A 16,279-nucleotide genomic window follows, 5' to 3' on the forward strand; every position below is an offset into this window, starting at 1 on the left:
CTCGACTGATCGAGGGGTTTTTATTTTACCAAAAGCTATATTTTATTGATTAAAGCCTAATGTATACCTGCTCTCCATGTTATTCGTCCCGAATAAAACCCGTTCGCATGCATACATTAGCCGGTTTGAACGCCAACAATTAAGATCTTAAGCCAAAATTAGCAAAAACCAACAATATCATAGTTCAATAGTCGTTTTATGTAGTTAATTGTCCATTTTTTTGGGAAAATGTCATATAATAATAGAATAGTATAATGAAGGAGAGGAAAAATGGGGAAAAAGTGGATTATTAACTTAGCAGTTGTGGCAGCATTGATTTTTGGACTTCAATCTCCGGCTCAGGCAAGCGAACCTAAGGTATATTGGGACGGCCTGCTAATGGTTAAAGGGCAAGTAGGTAAAATTAAAGTTCTTAAGCCTATTAACCTATGGAAACGAGATGGAAATAAACTAGTTTTTACTCGTATATTAAAGCCTGGCGAGCAATATCGGGTCTATCGCTATGACAATCTTCATGGGGGTCAGTATGGACTTGGCGGCGGCTATTATATTACGAAAATAGCAGGATATGTGGATTATCGTACACCATCTAAGAAAAAGCTTGCTGAGCTTGAAGCAGCTTATGGCGGAACTACTCCAACTAAGCCTATTGGAAAGCTTTCGATCGGAGCTGTAACCGAGCAGAAATCGAAGAAAATTGCTCCTGGGGTAACGGAAACACAGCTTTCAGTCGATAGTAACCGTGGGAAACAGAAGATTTATACTGTTGAATATGATGGGAAAACAGAAAAGATAAGCTTGGAAACATCATTGGCAAATGGGCAATTATTTGGGTTTGAAACCGTTGCGAGTCAAGCAAACAAGGCACAATCGGAAGGTAAGCATGTTATTGCAGGAATCAACGGAGATTATTTTGATAAAAATGGCCATCCGATTGACTTAATGATTCAAAAGGGAAATATCGTTTCAACAAGTCAAACTCCTATCAACCAGTTAGCTGTTTTTGGGCTAACCAATGCTGGGAAACCGATCATTGGCAGTCCAGAGCTTTCACTTTCGGTCCAAATAAATGGACAAGAGCCATATAAAATTAATTCAGTAAACCGTACAAGATCAGCGAATCATCTTGTACTCTACACGCCTTCTTTTGCTAGCTCGACAAGAACAAATGAGCTTGGCACAGAGGTTGTTGTGAAAATTGATGCTGGTCAGTTGAATGGGCATAGTGTTTTAACAGGTACGGTGTCAAAGATTGTAAGTAAAGTTGGAAATGAATCATTAAATGATGGCGAATTTGTTTTATCAGGACATCATTTCGCCGGCGACTTTTTACAAACTGTTAATGAAGGGGACAAGGTCGAGGTTACGGCTCAGTTTTCTCCAAGTGAATGGAATGATGTAACAGAGGCAATTAGCGGACGTTACCATCTTGTGAAAAATGGTGCTATCGTTCCTCAAGATGTTCCAGGTGTTCACCCTAGATCAGCCATTGGAATTAAAGCAGATGGCGGAATCGTTACAGCTGTTGTTGATGGACGCAGTACGCAAAGTACAGGTCTGACTTTAAAGGAAATGGCGTCTGTTATGAAGGATCTTGGCGCTATTCATGCATTTACTTTTGATGGGGGCGGCTCATCCACCCTAGTAACAAGGGACCATGGGGATGATAAAGTCTCTGTTGTCAACAAGCCTTCGGATGGACCACCACGTTCGGTTTCAAATGCATTACTTTTTATTAGCCAATGGTTAAAAGGACCGCTTCATCAGCTTGTCGTTAACCCGGCTGACGTTACACTCTTTGCAGGGGCTACATATAAAGACTTAGGCATTACCGTAAAAGGAATAGATCAGTTCTATAATGCGGTACCGGTCACACAGCCAATCGCTTTTTCATCACCAGCATTAAAGAAACATGCAGATGGAAGCTATACAGTAGGAACATCTCTGACTCAAAGTGAAATTGCTGTTTCAGCTGGCAACATCAGCAGCAAGGTTAAGCTTAATATAATCAATACACTGGAAAGTATACATGTTGACGAGAAGGATATAATCGTTGAGAAAAATAACGTTTATACGATCCAGCCAAAAGGAATTTATAAAGGAAAAACAGTCATTACAGATCCGACTTTATTTAAATGGAGTGTCACACCAAATATTGGCACCATTAATAATAAAGGTGAATTTAAAGCTGGTGCTGCCGAAGGAACAGGCACTATTACGATCAGTCATGGAGCTGTTTCTGTAAAAGTGAATGTTACTGTAGGAACACCTGAACCGATTCTGCTTGAAGGATTCGAGGGTGGCATCGCTAATTACAAAGCTTCGGGTGCTAGATACAATAACGTAAAAATTGAAAATGAAACTTCTATTGTCAAAACTGGGAAAAATTCAATCAAGCTAAGCTATGATTTTTCAGGAACAACAGGTACCTCTGGTGCTTATGTTGATGCAGTCAAACCACTTTCCATTAAAGGTGCCCCTAAGAAAATAGGTATGTGGGTGTACGGAGATGGCCAAGGACATTGGTTAAGAATGCAGCTGAAAGATGCGGATAATAAAGAAATCCAACTTGATTTTACGAAGAATTTAGATTGGACAGGCTGGAAGTATGTGGAGGCAGTTGTTCCGCAAGGGATTAAAACGCCACTAATCATTGACGTACCAGTCCGTTATATGGAAGTAGATGACGCTAATAAAAATAGTGGAATCATCTATATTGATCAGATTCAAGCTGTTTACAAGTAATCATTTTTAAAGGGGCAAATTTTCTCAATGCAGAACATGCTGGCTGTTCAATGTTTTTGCAGAGAAAAGCCCCTTTTATTTAATAAAAAAACAATAGTAATTTAAGCGGTTTAATGGGGAAGCATACAAGATATAAATGTATGGGGAGTTATAAAATTCTGACTGTGCTAAAAATTGTTATAGACATCTGTTTGATTTGTCATTTATGATATGATACGCTAGTACATGCAATCTTAATTTTGTTCCTAGTTTTAGGAAAATCCTTAAAGACCCTTTTCGTTGGAGGGAAAAGAATGTCATTTAGTTCTGAATACGATCAAATTAAAAAACAGTTTGAAAAGGATCCTCCGAAAATTATTGGGGGATATAAGCGACAAGGCTGGGCTCAGAAAACTTTAGATAAAACAGCAAATGATGATATTGAGCAAGAGCCGAAAGGGTTTGTAACGGCAAAGGCAATTCTCGAAGCTAATGATGGCAGCTATTATCCAGCTTTTTTACTGATTGACACGAAGAAAAGTGGAAAAATCAAGGACGCTTTCTTTCTTTCTGAAGTAGAGGATCAATTTCATCTCATTCCTTTAGAGCTCGCTCTAGAGTTTATTAATAAAGATGCAAGCGATTTAATGCCTTTCCGATATAAAACACTTGTAAAAATTAAAGGAGACCAATTTCAAAAAAATTGGCCGGATTTTTCCTAAACCTTCTTGGTATCAAGAGGGTTTTCCTGTTTTTGTCGGGGTTTTCAATAATTTCCAAATGTTGCAAACCTCATTATCCTGTCGAATAAGCATGATTTCCCCCGTTTCCCCAACTATCTTCCTATTTTCAACTCGTGTTGTTCTGATCATGTCCAACGTCAACCTCACTTATTTTCACTCGTAAGCTTGTACCCTCATGACTTTGGCCAAACAAGAAACATTCATTAAAAAACCTTACATTTATATTTCCTTTTTCTCTTATTCTAGTAAAATAGTCTCTTTTGTAACGTAATTGTAATATAACGGCTAATATTTAATAGAATTGAAACGTAAAAATGACAGAAAATAATGTAAAATCATATTAGTAAACGATAAGATATGACAATTTTCTTGAATTCAGGGGGCCAACATGAAAAAATTAGCGAAAGTCATCATCACAGCCTCATTGCTATTTCCTACCTTTTTCGGGGTTAGTCAAGCAAGTGCAGCAGAACAAAATACAAATACTAATATAATTGAATATAGTAAAAAATTCATAGGAATACCTTATGTTTATGGCGGAGATTCTACAAGCGGTTTTGATTGCTCAGGATTTTTATCCTATGTGTACAGTCACTTTGGTGTAGATCTGCCAAGAATCTCTACTGATCAATATCATGCAGGTACTGCTGTGGATAAAGAAGACCTCGTTCCTGGGGATGCTGTTTTCTTTATAACAGTTGGATCTCGTGTCTCACATTCAGGCATCTATATTGGTGATAACCAGTTTATTCATGCAGATTCAACAAATGGTATCAAAATTAGTAATTTAAATACAGAAAAGTATTGGAAGAATCGTTACGCAGGTGCTAAAAGATTCGTAGACCTTGAGTCTCCGCCAGCTCCACCGGCAGATGGAAAGTTCATGGGTCTTGATCTAAAGGAAAACCAAATCGGTGTCGTTGAAATTAAGAAGCCGATTAATCTTTGGAAGCGCGATAAGAATAATGAATTGGAAATGGTCCGCGTGCTTCAGCCAGGGGATAAGTTCCGTGTTTATACATATGATTCAAACCACGGCGGGCAGTACGGCCTAGGTGGAACCTTTATTACAGATATGAAAACACATATTGAATACCACGCACTAGATGCTAGTAAATAATAATGAGAGGTCTGAAGCTAAGCTGCTTCAGACCTCTTTTTAACGTTAGTGACTATGTGTACGGGTTTCGGTACGAAAACTTGCGCGCATATGACGGTTTTTAGAGTTAACAGATCGAAAAAAAAGCGCCACAGACATGGCGCTTTACAAATAGGCGGATATTATCATCCTTTATGATTGCTTCACATCGACTTTTGCTGATTGTGGAACATATGCCTTCCATTTGGATAAATCCAAGTTCTCCTTCGTAATAGAGGATTCTGGAAATACAAATGTCCAAGGCTTGCATGTTTGACTCTTTACCTCAAGATTATCTAGCTGGAAGCCTGCTTGCGCTACTACTTCCTGAGAGGCATCCTCGAATGCAAGAGGGATGTTCTCAATGAAAATACTGCGGTTGCTGGCATTGCGAATAAGTAATGTAACGGCCAACCCTTTTCCTTCAACTATATTAGCCTCTAATCCCATGAAATTAACTTCACCGTCCCGAAGCGGGGGAAGGTTTTTGTTAATCTCTTCAAGCTTTAATTTTTGCTCATCGCTTAAGGTAGCCTTCCAGCTATCCTCTAAATCAAGAGCGAGCTCGTTTACTTGCTTTTTCTTTAATTCAAAAACGAGCTTCCAGCCTTTTTTCGGAATTTCGTCTACTAGTTTATTGTCATTCTCGAATAGGAATCTCCATGGTCTGCTTGTGTTTGGAGGGAGTTCCCCAAACAAGTCCATTTCAAAGCCTTTTCTCGCTAATGGTTCATTATTTTCATTAACGAGTACGAGGTCAATCACTTCAAAAGAAATTGCTTGTGGCAGTGAGCTGCTTAAGAAAGCTGTCACCACAAAGCCATCATCATATTCATATAGATTGATTCCACTCACTGATAGCTGGTTCGGCTGAAGGCGTGGAAGCTTTTGATGATTATATTGAAATACATATTTCTCTTGAACGGTTAAATCCCAATCAGGGTGGTAGGAAAGCTTCGTTTTAATACCTTCTGCCGTTTTATTTTCTTTTCCCATAAAAAAGCCACCTTTAAAATAGTATTTTGTAAAAAGTGAATTGTGCGGTGGCCCCTATGGAGGTCACCGCTAGTATGGCTGTATTTACTCAGCTAAAAAATGGTGAATATACAATTTTGCCTGCTTAGCAATTTGAGCATCCAATTCCGCTATGAAGTGCAAGAATTCTTCGTATGCCTCTCGAGCATATAATCGGTAAGGATCTTCCTGTCCATAGCCGCGAACGCCGATATCTTCTCTCATGTGGAATAGTAATTCCATATGGACAATCCATGAGTGATCTAAAGTCTGCAAATACATATTCTTGATTTGAACTTGGAAATCTTCGTTTGCCTCAAGCTTATCTAATAACTCTAGCTGATTTTTAATTAGCTTGTCTACTTTGCCTTGGATGACTTGCTTTTCGGCTCCTTTTAATTCGGAAGCTGGGAAAGGAGGAGTTCCGAAAACAAGTGTTAGCTCTTCATAAAGACTTTCAGTTGGCCAATCCTCCTCTATTACATCTTCTGGACAATATTTTTCAAGGAGTTTTTGTACATGATTATTTAGCGATTCCTTCAGCAGATCATTAAAATTAGAAATCGTTAGTAAATCATTGCGCTTCTTATAAATGATTTTCCTTTGTTCGTCAACAATGTCATCGAGCTTCAATAAATGGTTTCGGGATGAGAAATGCGCGCCTTCAACCGTTTCCTGCACCTTCTTAACGAATTTAACAGGGTTCGGTGACTGGACAAGACCAGTTTCATCGAACTTCATTTTTTTCTTCCATCTGTCCATTTCCTCTTTATCATAGCTATGGAAAATATCATCTTCTATAGAAATAATAAATTGAGTGGAGCCAGGATCACCTTGACGGCCTGCACGTCCTCTTAGCTGCATATCAATCCGTGCACTTTCATGAAGTTCAGTTCCGATAATTTGAAGACCGCCTAATTCCCGTACCCCTTCTCCAAGAAGAATATCGGTTCCGCGTCCAGCCATATTCGTGGAAAGCATCACTTTATTTTTTTGCCCAGCTTGAGAAATAATGAGGGCTTCGTCTTCTTCGGTTTTGGCATTCAAAATCTTATGCTTAATATCTGCCTTCTTTAAATAAGAAGATAAACGCTCAGATTGTTCAATCGATGATGTTCCAATTAAGACTGGGCGTCCCAGTTTATTATGCTTGCTTACTTCTTCGACGATCTTCTTCACTTTCGATTCGTAATCATTATAGACTAATGGTTCTTCATCTTGGCGAGCATTCGGTTTATTTGTTGGAATCGCGACAACCCTTAAATTATACGTTTCCCAGAACTCTTGCTTCGCAGGAAGAGCGCTGCCGGTCATGCCAGAAAGAGTTGTATACATTCTAAAGTAATTTTGAACGGTAATCGAAGCTTGTGTTTGATTTTCTTCCTTAATCGTTACGCCTTCTTTTGCTTCGATTGCCTGATGAAGCCCATCGCTGAAGGTACGGCCTTCCATAATTCTGCCTGTATATTGATCAACAAGCATCACTTCATCTTTTTTAACAATGTAGTCCACGTCTTTGCGCATGACGACATGGGCTCTTAATGACTGCATTATGTTATGAAGCAGCTCGCGGTGCTCAGCATCATAAAGGTTCTCTATTCCGAAAGCCTCTTCGAATACATTCGCTCCATTATCAGCCAATACGATTTGCTTCGTTTCAGGGTAAAATTCATAGTGATTGCTATCTTCAAAGTCTCTAACAATTTCAGAAGTAATTTGAAAGAGTTCGGTAGCAATATCAGATTTACTAGCAATAATTAATGGCGTTCTAGCCTCATCTATTAAAATACTATCAATTTCATCGACAATGGCATAATGTAATGGTCGCTGCACTTGATCTTCAAGACGTGTGACCATGTTGTCCCGTAAATAGTCAAATCCGAACTCCGTGCCTGTTCCGTATGTAATGTCTGCATTATAGGCATCTTTCTTCTCAGATTCTGATATTTGGGAAATATTTAAGCCAACTGTTAGTCCAAGGAATTTAAAAACTTTTCCCATTTGCTCAAAGTCACGATTTGCTAAATATTCATTGGCGGTGATCACATGAACGCCTTTTCCTTCAAGTGCTTTTAAGTAGCTTGAAAGTGTTGCGACAAGTGTTTTTCCTTCTCCTGTTGCCATTTGAGCAATGCCGCCATCTAAGAGGACAAGACCTCCGAGTAATTGCACATCATAATGGCGAAGTCCGAGAACCCGTTTGGATGCTTCACGGACAATCGCAAAGGCTTCTTCTTTTAAATTGAATATTGAAACGCCTGATGCAATTTTTTCTTTAAAGTATTGCGTAGCTTCTTTAAGTTCATCATCACTGAGTTTGGAGACATTTGCCTCTAGTTCATTAATGTTTGCAACATGTTTATATAGACGTTTTAGTTCGGCAGAATCTTCATTAAATACTCGCTTCATTAAAGATAGCATGTTGTTCTCTCCTAAAACTTTTTTTCTAGCTAAATTATAACATATAATGTAGTATAATATAATTTGGTTGAAAAACGGCAGTTAATTTTTTACAGATTCTATTATTCTATTATATGAAACCTTTTTCGAGAATATTCGTCAATTTTAGAGGATAATGCCATTTTAGGGCGAAATGTTATAAAGACTTTTTAATGAAAGAGGTGATAATATAATAAAGTTATCAAATGTTGCTAATCTGTAATATTTGTAAAAATGAAATTAATTGAATTCTTTTGTATATATGTTAGGATTAATCTGAATTGATATAGAATAAAACTTGCTTTTTCGAGGGATAATACTTGCCTCTAGCAGGATTACTACGAATACAAGGTGATACTATTGGAGATAAAATTTATCGCTGCCTTTCTAGCGGCTATAGTTACATCCTTACTGATAACACCCCTTGTCATAAAATTAGCCATTAAGATTGGCGCTATAGACAAACCGAACAAAAGGAAAGTGCATTCAAAAATCATGCCTAGACTTGGCGGTTTGGCCATATTTGGAGGGGTAGTTGCAGGCTATTTTGTCGGCGGTCTTTACAATGAAAAAATTACCGGAATTACAGTTGGTGCCATTATTATTGTGATTACCGGCATTCTTGATGATAAATATGAATTATCAGCAAAGTATAAGCTTCTTGGCCAGCTTCTTGCTGCTGGTGCCGTTGTGGGAAGCGGCTTAAATATTGATCATTTAACGATCCCATTTTTCGGAACGTATGATCTTGGATTATGGACCTATCCAATTACAGTTTTTTGGATTGTTGCCATCACGAATGCGATTAATTTAATTGATGGACTTGACGGTCTTTCTGCCGGAATTTCAGCCATTGTAATTGCTACAATTGCTTTTATGGCTGGAATTGCAGGGAAACCGATGATCTTAATGCTATCGCTTATCTTACTAGGCAGTACGTTAGGCTTCTTGTTCCATAATTTTCATCCGGCAAAGATCTTCATGGGAGATACGGGAGCCTTATTCTTGGGCTATTCGATTTCCGTCCTTTCTTTGCTTGGACTATACAAAAGTGTAACGTTATTTAGCTTTATTGTTCCAATCATCATATTAGGTGTTCCTGTTTTCGATACAACTTATGCAATCATTAGAAGGATTGTCAATAAAAAGCCAATTTCTGCTCCAGATAAATCACATTTGCACCATCGTCTGCTTGCATTAGGGCTATCTCATAGAAAAACCGTATTATGTATTTACGGTTTCGGAATTGTTTTCAGCGTAAGTGCCATACTATTCTCAACAGCAACACTTTGGGTTAGTATTTTTCTCATCTTCGGCCTGCTGCTAATTTTTGAACTGCTGGCTGAAGCGATTGGTTTAGTCCATGAAAAGTATCAGCCTGTTATTAAAATGTATCGTAAGGTTACTGGACGACAATAGGATAGGCCGTTTGTGGACGCCCGCAAACGGCTTTTTTTGAAAAGAAAAATCGAAAAATGTCAAAAAACAGTAACGAAATTTGTCTGCATGTCGTCTATTATGTGATAATATTATTTAGTATTTCATCTAGAAAGTTGGAGGAATTGAGTATGAACATTCCAATGTTAGATTTAAGTGAACAGTATCAAGAATTAAAAGAAGAAATGTTAACAGCCTTAGACCAGGTTATGAGTTCTTCCCGATTTATTTTGGGTGATAACGTTAAAAAGCTTGAGGCTGATGTAGCTGAATTTAGTAATGTTAGTCATGGGATTGGCTGTGCAAATGGCAGTGATGCGATACATATTGCTCTTCAGGCTGCAGGTATCAAGTCTGGTGATGAAGTCATCACTACTCCATTCACATTCTTTGCTACAGGCGGATCTATTGTTCGTGCAGGTGCGACACCTGTATATGTAGATATTGACCCGGTTACATTTAATATCGATCCTGCAAAGGTAGAGCAAGCTATTACAGAGAAGACAAAAGCGATTATTCCAGTTCATTTATATGGACAAATGGCAGATATGGAAGAGCTTCGCAAAATTGCCGACAAGCATAATCTGGCTATTATCGAAGATGCTGCCCAAGCGATTGGCGCTAAACAAAATGGAAAGACGGTCGGAGAATTAGGAACTGCTGCTACATACAGCTTCTTCCCGACAAAAAATCTTGGTGCTTACGGAGATGCCGGAATGATCGTAACAAATGACGATCAAGTAGCTGAGAATTGCCGTGTTATCCGTGTGCACGGAAGCAAACCGAAATATTACCATCATGTATTAGGCTATAATAGCCGTCTAGATGAGCTTCAAGCGGCTGTCCTAAATGTGAAGTTTCCTCATTTAAATAAATGGAGCGAGCTTAGAAGAGAAAAAGCTGCTGTCTACACTCAGCTTCTTAATGAGCAATTAGGTGATCTTGTAAAAACTCCAGTCGTAAAAGAAGGAAATTATCATGTTTTCCATCAGTATACGATCCGTGTAGAAAAACGTGATGAGCTTCAAGCGTTTTTAAAAGAACAAGGCGTACAAACGATGATTTATTATCCGCTTCCGCTTCATGTTCAGCCTGTATTTAAAGATTTAGGTTATCAAGAAGGAGACCTTCCTGAATCTGAAAAGGCTGCAAAAGAGGCATTATCGCTTCCAATGTTCCCAGAACTTAAGCAGGAGCAGCAGGAATATGTTGTAGCTAAAATCAAGGAGTTTTACAACAAATAAAAAACCGAATGAAACGTCGCCGAATAGGGGGCGTTTCTTTACTTGCTCTTTATGAAAGTGCGTTTAGTTTCCAAATTGAGAACATTCTCAAGGAAAATAGGGAAAGAACGTTTATTAATTTTAAAAGGAATGGTGGTCCTGTTGGCAGAACAGAAAAGATTTGTATTATATGAATACCTCGTATTCTTTTGGAAAAAGAAGGTTTTCTTTTTAATTATTCCGCTGATTTTTACTCTATTAGGATTTGGAGGCTCATATTTAGTTCCTAAAGACGGAAAATATGTAGGAAGTGCAACGGTTTTTACTGGATCCATAAAATTAAAGGCATTAACGAATCCGATCAGTATTGAGGCTGAATATGGCAAGGATGTCCATGGTGTCATTGATACTTATGTATCAAGTGAAAGCTATATAAAAATTAAAATTTACGATGATAACAAAGAACGCCTTGAGCAGGATCTTCAAAAGATGACGGCGGGTGTTGAAAAGGCGCTTGTGGAAAACTTTGACCTAAGATATAAAGCGACAGAAGAGGGAATAAAACTTAATGAAAAAAAGTTTGCTGCACTTGAAGGTGTATTAGAATCAAGCAGCGCGAAATTAGAAAGCAATAACCTGACAATTGATGAAACGTCAAATATTACTAGTTTACTTGAATACACAGAATTTGAAGCATCTGCAACTGCAGCTTCAATTCAAAAAATGGGCACTGATTTAACCTTTTTCGAGCCGCCTTCCATTGTTAGTCAAGACGTGAAGACAATGGACACCTATAAATTGGAGTTTTCATTAGCAGGTCTAATTTTGGGGGTTTTTGCAACTTTTCTAATCCTTATGCTTTGGAACTATATTAACGAGGCCCGGAGGTATTACAAACATGATTAATTTTGCCATCGTAGGAATGGGGCATATAGCAAACAAACATATTGAGGCAATTGAAAAAGCAGAGAATGCAAATTTATTTGCTATTTGCGATACGAATCCAGCACGTTTGGAAATGGACAATCCGAATGTGAAAAAGTATACCGATCTTCAAAAAATGCTAGAAGAAAACCCGGAAATTCATGTAGTCAATATTTGTGTCCCATCCGGCCTGCATGCTAGATTGACGAAAATTGTGGCAGAAAACGGAAGGCATATTATTGTAGAAAAGCCGATGTCATTAAAACTTCAGGATGCTGAAGATATGATTCAATACGCGAATGACCACGGTGTGAAGTTAGCTGTCGTTCATCCAAACCGTTTCAGACCAGCGATTCAGAAGTTAAGAGAGCAAATGGATGCAGGTGCTTTCGGGAAACTAAGCCATGCGAATGCAACAGTTCGATGGAATCGTAATCAAGCTTATTATGATCAGGCTGAATGGAGAGGAACGAAGGAGTTTGATGGCGGTGTTCTAATGAATCAGGCCATTCATGATCTTGATCTAATGCTTTGGCTAATGGGTCCTGTTGAATCTGTACAGGCTATGGCAGCAACCCGTCTGCGAAAAATTGAGACAGAGGACGTTGCGGCGGCTGTTGTCCAATTTAAAAATGGCGCACTAGGCGTCATTGAAGCAGCGACAACCATTTATCCGAAAAACTTGGAAGAGTCCCTTGCGATTTTCGGCGAAACTGCATCTGTGAAAATTAGCGGTCGAAATGCTAATTTCATTGAAACATGGGACATTGAGGGAGTATCTGAAGAGGATGCGGACAAAATAAAAAATGAAATTAAAGCAGATCCATTTGGGAAGCCAGGGCATCAATGCATCATCGAAGATATGGTGCTTGCTGTGCAAGAAAATCGTAATCCAATTGTAACTGGCGAAGACGGTCTTGCTCCTGTAAAATTAATACTGGCCATTTTAGAATCAGCCGAAACAGGGAAAAAAGTCGTTCTATAAGTGAAACTTCATTAAGTGGCAGCCTTGCTGCCCGTAATCTGCTCTAAAAGGAGAAATAAAGATGGACGTATATACATCATTATTAAATAAAATTGAAAAGAAAGAAGCTGTCATTGGAGTAGTCGGACTAGGTTATGTTGGTCTGCCGCTAGCAGTTGAAAAAGCAAAAGCCGGCTATAAAGTAATCGGTTTTGATGTGCAGGCAGCGCGTGTTGAGCAAGTAAATATGGGAATTAACTATATTGGAGACGTTGTGGATCAAGATTTAGCGGATATGATCAAGAACGGTCATTTGGAAGCTACTACTGATTACGCTCGAATTCAAGAGGTTGATGCTGTAGCTATTTGCGTGCCAACACCACTTGATATTTATCAGCAGCCGGATACTTCTTATGTGAAAAGCTCATCTAAAGAGATTGCGAAATATGCACATGAAGGCATGCTTGTTGTATTAGAGTCCACAACTTACCCAGGAACAACAGAGGAAATTGTAAAGCCAGCTCTTGAAGAGAAAGGCTTTAAAGTTGGAGAAACTGTGTTTGTTGCGTATTCACCAGAGCGTGTTGACCCAGGTAACAAGCAATTTAAAACGAAGAATACCCCAAAGGTTGTAGGCGGTATTACCGAAAATTGTACAAAAGTGGCAGCTGCCCTTTATCGAAATGTACTTGAAGGGGATGTACACGAAGTATCTTCTCCAGCTATTGCTGAAATGGAGAAAATCTTTGAAAACACGTTCCGCCACATTAACATTGCCTTAGCGAATGAAATGGCGATTTTATGTGATAAAATGGGCATCGATGTATGGGAAGTAATTGATGCAGCGAAAACAAAGCCTTACGGATTCATGGCATTCTACCCAGGTCCTGGTTTAGGCGGTCACTGTATCCCAATCGACCCATTCTATTTAACATGGAAAGCGCGCGAATATAATTACCATACAAAATTAATCGAGCTTGCAGGCGAAATTAATAACAGCATGCCAGAATACGTCATTACACGTTCAATGCAAGTTCTAAATGAAGACGGTAAAGCTCTTCGCGGTGCAAAAGTAGCTGTCCTTGGTGTAGCTTACAAAAAGGACATTGACGATGTTCGTGAATCACCAGTTCTTAAAATTGTTGAGCAATTAGAGCACCATGGCGCTGATTATACTGTGGTTGATCCATATGTAAAATCATTCAGATCATGTGATCAGCAAGTTGAAACAGTCGAGCTGTCAAAAGAGCTATTAAATGAGGCAGATCTCGTATTAATAACGACCGATCACACAGATTTCGATTACAACATGATTGCGCAAGAGAGCAAAGTCATTTTTGATACGCGTAATGCATTGAAAGGTATTGAAAAGCCGAATAAATATATTAAATTGTAATAGTTATCCGCCACTTTGGCGAAATATCCGCGACATTGGCATAGATATCCGCCACTATAGCGAATATATCCGCAACTACTCATAATTAAAAAGGTAAAGGGAGACTTTCGAATATGAATTATATTGATCCTTCCGCTCAAGTAGATCCATCCGTTCAAGTTGGACATTTTTCGGTTATTGAAAAAGATGTGAAAATCGGTAAAGATGCCATCATCGGTAACCGTGTAACGATTCACGAAGGTACAATCATTGGCGACAACACGACAATTGCCGATGGAGCTGTTGTTGGGAAGCCGCCAAAGCCTGCTAAGACTAGTACGGTTAAGCTTTCTGCTTCAATCCCGGCACTGGAAATTGGGGAAGAAGTGACAATTGGGGCGAATTGCGTAATTTATCGCGGCGCCAAAATTGGTTCGAGCACGCTGATTGCGGACCTTGCAAGCGTTAGAGAAAATGTTGAAATCGGTAACCTCGTCATTGTGGGCAGAGGGGTAACCGTTGAGAATTATGTGAAGATTGGCGACCGGACAAAAATTCAATCTAACTCTTATATTACGGCTTACACGACTCTTGAAGAGCAAGTATTCATTGCTCCATGCGTGACAACGACAAATGACAATTTTATGGGCAGAACGGAAGAGCGCTTTGATAAGATCAAGGGAGCCCATGTGAAAAAAGGAGCTCGTGTTGGCGGTGCCTCCATTATCCTGCCTGGAATCACAGTGGCGGAAGAAACATTTGTGGCTGCAGGTGCATTAGTCACGAAGGATACAGAGCCTAAGACATTGATTAAAGGAGTTCCTGCTAAGTTCACCAAAATGGTAGACGAGCGGGAGCTATTATAGGGTGTTCGCCCAAATTAAGCGTTTAGGAGCGGATTCGCTCCTTTACGCATTTATGAACGTTGGTACGAAGCTGATCGCCTTTATCATGCTTCCTATTTACACCACCTTTCTTGCCCCTGCGGAATATGGGGTAATAGATTACTTGGATCGGATTACCTCGATGCTAACCTTCCTAGTCATCTTTGGCACCGATTCGGCTCTCGCTTTTTACTACTTCGAATCGGAGGATAAAAAGAAGAAGCTTGATTATGTCAGGTCCGTCATGACCTTTAGACTACTGATTGTTCTTATTATTGCTATCGTCTTTCTTATCGGCGGCCAATGGCTGGCTCAACTGCTTTTAGATGATGCCGCCCTCTATAATTTGCTCTACATTGCCATTGGGGTTATGGCCTTGGATACTGTCATCGCCTTAATCTTAACGGTTCTTCGGTATGACTTTTTTACAAAAAAGGTCGTTATCTTTACGATATTGAAAATGCTCTTAATTGCAGTCTTTTCCTACGGATTTTTAGCTTATGTCAGCCCTACAATCGATGGCATTTTATATGGACGGCTGATCAGTGTAGCCATCGTTGCTGTGCTGTTAATCAAGCCTTTATTGAAATTCATTAAATTTACCTTTAATAAAAAGCTATTAAAGGAAATCTTAGTCTATGCGGCACCGCTCGTTCCAGCATCTCTCGCATTCTGGGTGATCGTCAACGCGAATTCACTTCTATTAGAAAAATTTACTTCTTTTCACGAAGTAGGTATTTACGGGTCAGCAGTAAAGTTTGCTTCTTTAATAACGCTCCTTACGAGCGGTGTGCAAATGGCTTGGCGACCGTTTTCTATGTCCTTAAAGGACAAAAAGGACAGTCCCGTTTTATTTGCAAAGCTCTACTATGGTATCCTGTTAGTAGGAACCATTGGTGTTTTAATGGTTGCCACTCTTATGCCGTGGATTATCCGCATGTTAAGCAGCGAATATCATGAAGCCTATCAGTATGTTGCGATTTTGTCGGCTGTTACCTTCCTGAATTTTTTCTATATGATTATTTCAGTTGGCATTTTCTTTACGAAACAAACGAAGATTATTTCGTACGCGTTTGGAATGGCAGCCGTTGTGAATATTATTTTAAACATAGTATTAATCCCATCGTTTTCGATTTGGGGAAGCGTTGCGGCTTATTTGATTTCCTACATCGTGGCCATTACGTATATTTTCTTTAAAAGCCAAAAGCTATACTATGTGCCTGTTTCATTTGGCAAGATGACTTTTTTATTCATAACCTCTCTATTAGCTGTGATCGCGATTGTCTATATTCAAGAGAGCAGCATCCCTGATCTCAATATCATTTTTGCTTGGCTTGGATTTATCGTTGCCATCTTGTTATCGCGGGTGGACAAAGATTTATTGAAAAAAAGATCAAGGGCAATTTAATGTAAA

At 39.1% G+C, this 16,279-nt stretch carries 12 protein-coding genes; 10 read left to right on the top strand and 2 right to left on the bottom strand.

What is annotated here, in order from left to right; all coding sequences use genetic code 11:
- The first annotated feature begins 270 nt into the window (after window positions 1-270).
- The 3 genes from V7149_RS04730 to V7149_RS04740 all read left to right on the top strand — a co-directional run bounded on the left by V7149_RS04730 (window position 271) and on the right by V7149_RS04740 (window position 4,587).
- Window positions 271-2,745, top strand: coding sequence for a phosphodiester glycosidase family protein (locus V7149_RS04730; RefSeq protein WP_335344499.1), 2,475 nt, complete (start codon window positions 271-273; stop codon window positions 2,743-2,745).
- A 293-nt stretch (window positions 2,746-3,038) separates the two neighbouring features.
- Window positions 3,039-3,446, top strand: a complete 408-nt coding sequence (locus tag V7149_RS04735; protein WP_335344500.1) for a hypothetical protein — start codon at window positions 3,039-3,041, stop codon at window positions 3,444-3,446.
- A 409-nt stretch (window positions 3,447-3,855) separates the two neighbouring features.
- Window positions 3,856-4,587 carry a C40 family peptidase gene (locus V7149_RS04740; protein ID WP_335344501.1) on the top strand — a complete coding sequence of 244 codons (732 nt, stop codon included), beginning with the start codon at window positions 3,856-3,858 and terminating at the stop codon, window positions 4,585-4,587.
- Window positions 4,588-4,758: 171 nt separating this feature from the next.
- Here the strand turns inward: V7149_RS04740 and V7149_RS04745 are convergent, their stop codons facing one another.
- Together V7149_RS04745 and secA2 are read right to left on the bottom strand one after the other, a co-directional pair.
- Window positions 4,759-5,601, bottom strand: a complete 843-nt coding sequence (locus V7149_RS04745) for an accessory Sec system S-layer assembly protein (protein WP_335344502.1) — start codon at window positions 5,599-5,601, stop codon at window positions 4,759-4,761.
- 84 nt (window positions 5,602-5,685) lie between these two features.
- Window positions 5,686-8,040 (bottom strand): accessory Sec system translocase SecA2, encoded by a 2,355-nt coding sequence (secA2, locus tag V7149_RS04750; protein ID WP_335344503.1) that lies wholly within the window; start codon window positions 8,038-8,040, stop codon window positions 5,686-5,688.
- Window positions 8,041-8,418: 378 nt separating this feature from the next.
- On the opposite strand from secA2, the gene V7149_RS04755 reads away from it, so the two are divergent.
- From V7149_RS04755 to V7149_RS04785, 7 genes are all read left to right on the top strand, one after another.
- Window positions 8,419-9,477, top strand: a complete 1,059-nt coding sequence (locus V7149_RS04755) for a glycosyltransferase family 4 protein (protein ID WP_335344504.1) — start codon at window positions 8,419-8,421, stop codon at window positions 9,475-9,477.
- A gap of 149 nt (window positions 9,478-9,626) precedes the next feature.
- Complete coding sequence (locus V7149_RS04760) at window positions 9,627-10,739, top strand: DegT/DnrJ/EryC1/StrS family aminotransferase (RefSeq protein WP_335344505.1); 1,113 nt, start codon at window positions 9,627-9,629, stop codon at window positions 10,737-10,739.
- A 42-nt stretch (window positions 10,740-10,781) separates the two neighbouring features.
- Complete coding sequence (locus tag V7149_RS04765) at window positions 10,782-11,624, top strand: hypothetical protein (protein ID WP_335344506.1); 843 nt, start codon at window positions 10,782-10,784, stop codon at window positions 11,622-11,624.
- The gene (locus V7149_RS04770) at window positions 11,617-12,627 is read left to right on the top strand and encodes a Gfo/Idh/MocA family protein (RefSeq protein ID WP_335344507.1); all 1,011 of its coding nucleotides are present in this window, start codon (window positions 11,617-11,619) and stop codon (window positions 12,625-12,627) included. Before V7149_RS04765 ends, V7149_RS04770 begins: the two co-directional genes overlap by 8 nt.
- Window positions 12,628-12,688: 61 nt before the next feature.
- Entirely contained in the window at window positions 12,689-14,002 is a 1,314-nt protein-coding gene (locus tag V7149_RS04775) for a nucleotide sugar dehydrogenase (RefSeq protein WP_335344508.1), read from the top strand.
- Window positions 14,003-14,115: 113 nt separating this feature from the next.
- Window positions 14,116-14,847 (top strand): acyltransferase, encoded by a 732-nt coding sequence (locus V7149_RS04780; RefSeq protein WP_335344509.1) that lies wholly within the window; start codon window positions 14,116-14,118, stop codon window positions 14,845-14,847.
- Window position 14,848: 1 nt separating this feature from the next.
- Window positions 14,849-16,273, top strand: a complete 1,425-nt coding sequence (locus V7149_RS04785) for a lipopolysaccharide biosynthesis protein (protein WP_335344510.1) — start codon at window positions 14,849-14,851, stop codon at window positions 16,271-16,273.
- The last annotated feature ends 6 nt before the right edge of the window (window positions 16,274-16,279 follow it).

The organism is Bacillus sp. JJ1503 (genome assembly GCF_036965125.1).
Lineage (GTDB): Bacteria > Bacillota > Bacilli > Bacillales > Cytobacillaceae > Cytobacillus.